Consider the following 3,892-nt stretch of genomic DNA (forward strand, 5'->3'; position numbering starts at 1 on the left):
TGACTCGGATCAGCGCGTCGAGGACGAGCTCGAGTGAGATGAAGGACAGGTCGCCGACGACGACGTCCACGGGTTCGCCGACCAGCTCGGGAGAGGACCGCGGGGTCTCGGCGGCGGGCGCTGGTGCTGTCAGAGTCATCGGACGACGTGGTCTTCCTGGCTCAGGTGGAACTGGGTCACTTCGAGAACTCGGGCAGCAGATCGGCGAACGCCGTGTCCAGCGTGGCCAGCCCCTTGTCGAGGGTCTCGGCGCCGGAGGCGACCTTCGGGAGCTCCTGGTCCATCGGGCCCCACAGCGAGGAGTACTCGGGCAGCTCCGGTCGCGGCTGGGCGGCCGGGAGCACGGTCTGGAAGCCGGCGATGCCCGGGTCGGCCTTGACCTCGTCGGTGTAGGCGTCGTCGCGGGTCGGGAGCGTGGAGTTCTTCAGCGCGATCTGGGCCTGGGTCTCGGCCGAGGTCATGAACTTCACGAACTTCGCCGAGGCCTCCTGGTGCGCCTCGTCAGAGCCGGCGTAGATCGACAGGTTGTGACCGCCGGTCGGGGCGCCTGCCTCGCCGGTCGAGCCGGCCGGGACGGTCGCGATGCCGAGGTTGAACTTGTCGGCGAACGCCGAGCCCTTGTAGAAGTTCGTGATCTCCCAGGGCCCCTGGATGATCGCGGCGACCTTGCCGTTGACGAAGGCGTCCTGGATGTGGGCGTACGCGTCGGCGGTGGTGTCCGCCTTGTGCAGGCCCTCGCCGTCGAAGAGGCCCTGCCAGGTGGTCAGGCCCTTCTTGGCCTCCGGCGAGGAGATGGTGATCTTCTTCGCCTCGGCGTCGACCGTGTCGGTGCCCTCGCCGTAGAGGAACGGCTGCGCGTAGTAGGCGGAGGTGGAGCCCCAGTAGCCGTCGACGCCGGTCTTCGACTTGATCGTCGCAGCGGCCTTCCTGAGGTCCTCCCAGGTCTTGGGGGCCTCGGCGATGCCGGCCTTCTCGAAGAGCGCCTTGTTGTAGACCAGTGCGAGGGTGTCGGTGACGAACGGGACGCCGTAGGTCTTGCCGTCGAACTCGGCCTGCTTGATCAGGTTGGGCTGGAAGGCGTCCTTCTCCTCCAGCGCCTCGGTGTCGTCGAGGGGAGCGAGGAAGCCCTTCTGCGCGAACGCCGGGGTCCATCCGACCTCGGCACGCAGGACGTCGGGAGCGCCGCTGGCGCCGGCCGCGGTGTCGAACTTGTTCTGTGCCTGGTCGAACGGCACGTTGACGTACTTGACCTTGATGTCCTTGTTGGCCTTCTCGAATTCCTTGACGAGAGCCTGGTACGTCGGGCCCTCGTTGGTCGCGTTCGAGGTGTCCCACCAGGTGATGGTGACAGGACCGTCGCTGCTCTCGCCGCTGCTACCGCCACATGCCGATGCCGCCAGGGCGAGCGATGCCGCCACTGCGGTGGCCACGATGCCACGTCGCATGAGTTCTCCTTCGAAGATGGTGCCGGGCGAGGAAGCCGCCCGGGGTGTGACGAAGGTAACCCCGCGTCGAGAAGAATGTAAGAGGCTTTCAGCAAAAATTGCAAACTTGCTGAAACTTCTTGCAGGACGTGTGGGTAGAGGGCATGATGTGACCGTGCCCATAACACCAGCCTCCGCCCGTCTTGCCGACATCGCGGCCCATGCGGGCGTGAGCGAGGCCACGGTCAGCCGCGTGCTCAACGGCAAGCCAGGCGTCGCCGCGGCGACGCGAGAGGCGGTGCTGGCGGCGATCGACGTCCATGGGTACGAGCGCCCGGTCAAGCTGCGTCAGCGTAGCGAGGGCCTCGTCGGGCTGATCACGCCCGAGCTCGACAACCCGATCTTCCCGGCGCTCGCGCAGGTCATCGCCCAGGGGCTGACCCGGCAGGGCTACACCCCGGTGCTCGCGACGCAGACCCCCGGCGGCTCGACCGAGGACGAGCTCACCGAGATGCTCGTCGACCGCGGCGTCACCGGGATCATCTTCGTCTCCGGCCTTCACGCGGACACCACCGCCGACATGACGCGCTACGACAAGCTGCGCGCCCAGGGGGTTCCGTACGTTCTTCTCGACGGCTACACCCCCGACATCAAGGCGCCGTTCATCTCTCCCGACGATCGTGAGGCGATGCAGCTCGCGGTCACGCATCTCGCCACGCTCGGGCACACCAAGATCGGCCTGGCGGTCGGCCCCGGCCGCTTCGTACCGGTCCAGCGTAAGATCGAGGGCTTCGTGGCGACCATGGCCGACCGCTTCGGCTTGAGCGCCGACGAGGTCGAGAAGGGCTTCATCCGGCACTCGCTGTTCACCCTCGAAGGCGGCCAGGCCGCGGCCTCCGAGCTCCTCGACGACGGCTTCACCGCGATCGTCTGCGCCAGCGACATGATGGCGCTGGGCGCCATCCGCGCCGCCCGCTCGCGCGGCCTGCGGGTCCCCGAGGACGTCTCCGTCGTCGGCTACGACGACTCCCAGCTCATCGCCTTCACCGACCCGCCGCTGACCACCGTCCGCAAGCCCGTCCATGCGATGGGCCAGGCCGCCGTCCGAGCCATCCTCGACGAGATCGCCGGCACCGGCGCCCCTCATTCCGAGTTCGTCTTCCATCCCGAGCTGGTGGTTCGCGGCTCGACCGCCTCCGGGCCACGCGTCACTCCCTGACCCGTCGGGGAGTGGGGGCGGGGGGCTGGCAGGATGGGCGCGTGACGATTGTGGCTGCTGCTGATGGGTCGGCGCTCGGGAACCCGGGGCCCGCGGGGTGGGGTTGGTACGTGGACGAGTCCACCTGGGCTTGTGGCGGCTGGCCGCACGGGACCAACAACCAGGGCGAGCTGACCGCCGTGCTCGACCTGTTGCGGCAGACGGCGCACACCGGCGAGCCCCTGCTGGTCTACTGCGACTCGAAGTACGTCATCAACTCGGTGACCAAGTGGATGGCCGGCTGGAAGCGCAAGGGCTGGAAGAAGGCCGACGGCAAGCCCGTGCTCAACGTCGAGATCATGAAGGACCTCGACGCGGCGATGCAGGGGCGCGACGTACGTTTCGAGTGGATCAAGGGTCACTCCGGACACCCGCTCAACGAGGCTGCCGACAAGCTCGCCAACGGTGCCGCGCTGGCCTATCAGGCAGGGCGTACGCCGAACCCCGGCCCGGGGTTCGCGGGAGCCGTCGAGGTCCCGGCCGTCGCTCCTCAGAGTGCGCGGCCCGCGCCCGAGCCGGATGACCTGCTCGGCCTGCTGAGCGCTGAGCCGGCTTCGTCCGAGGCGCCTGCGGCGTACTCCTTCTCGGCCGACCAGAGCCGCATCGACCCGGACTGGGTCCACCGGATGCTCGCGCAGACCTACTGGGCGAGCGACCGGACCCGGGAGGTCCAGGACGCGGCCAACAAGGGGTCGCGCTGCTACGGCGTCTACGACGTGGCGGGCAACCAGGTTGCCTTCGGGCGCGTGGTCAGCGACTTCGCGGCCTTCGCGTGGTTGTGCGACGTGGTCGTCGATCCTGGGGTGCGTGGGCGGGGGATCGGTGAGCTCTTGATGTCGGGCATCGTCGCGGATCTGGAGCCTTATCGCATTCGTCGTGTGCTGCTTGCTACCGAGGATGCTCATGGGTTGTATGCGAAGTACGGCTGGGAGCCGTTGGCTTCGCCTGAGCGGTGGATGGTTCGGGAGGGCTGAGGCCCCGTTGTTTCGCTTGTCGAGACCTACACAGTCACTCCGGTGGTCGAGCTTGTCGAGACCTGCCCATGAGGAACCTCGCTTAGCGACCGTTTCTTCGTTTCAGGGTTCGCCGCCGACCCTTCCTCGAGTGTTTCTCGCTCAGCCGCCGCGACGCTCCTATGTCCTGTCAAGGGTTTGTGGGTGCTCGAGTTGGCGGTAGAGCTCGCGGGTGATGTAGCGCTTGAGGCAGCGGC

Annotated in this window: 3 protein-coding genes; 2 read left to right on the forward strand and 1 reads right to left on the reverse strand. The window is 67.7% G+C overall.

The window, feature by feature from the left end:
* Positions 1–176 precede the first annotated feature (176 nt).
* Entirely contained in the window at positions 177–1,445 is a 1,269-nt protein-coding gene (locus tag ABZZ22_RS26825) for an extracellular solute-binding protein (protein WP_354938566.1), read from the reverse strand.
* Between the two features lie 154 nt (positions 1,446–1,599).
* Between ABZZ22_RS26825 and ABZZ22_RS26830 the strand changes: the two genes are divergently transcribed.
* Both ABZZ22_RS26830 and ABZZ22_RS26835 read left to right on the forward strand, forming a co-directional pair.
* A complete protein-coding gene (locus tag ABZZ22_RS26830; protein WP_354938569.1) occupies positions 1,600–2,643 on the forward strand; it encodes a LacI family DNA-binding transcriptional regulator in 1,044 nt (347 codons plus the stop codon).
* A 41-nt stretch (positions 2,644–2,684) separates the two neighbouring features.
* The gene (locus tag ABZZ22_RS26835; RefSeq protein WP_354938572.1) at positions 2,685–3,656 is read left to right on the forward strand and encodes a GNAT family N-acetyltransferase; all 972 of its coding nucleotides are present in this window, start codon (positions 2,685–2,687) and stop codon (positions 3,654–3,656) included.
* Positions 3,657–3,892 lie beyond the last annotated feature (236 nt).

The organism is Nocardioides sp. NPDC006273, from assembly GCF_040613495.1.
GTDB lineage: Bacteria > Actinomycetota > Actinomycetes > Propionibacteriales > Nocardioidaceae > Nocardioides.

Excerpts from the sequence above, each read along its gene's own strand:
- ABZZ22_RS26825 (WP_354938566.1), bottom strand. The coding sequence starts at position 1,445 with ATGCGACGTGGCATCGTGGCCACCGCAGTGGCGGCATCGCTCGCCCTG.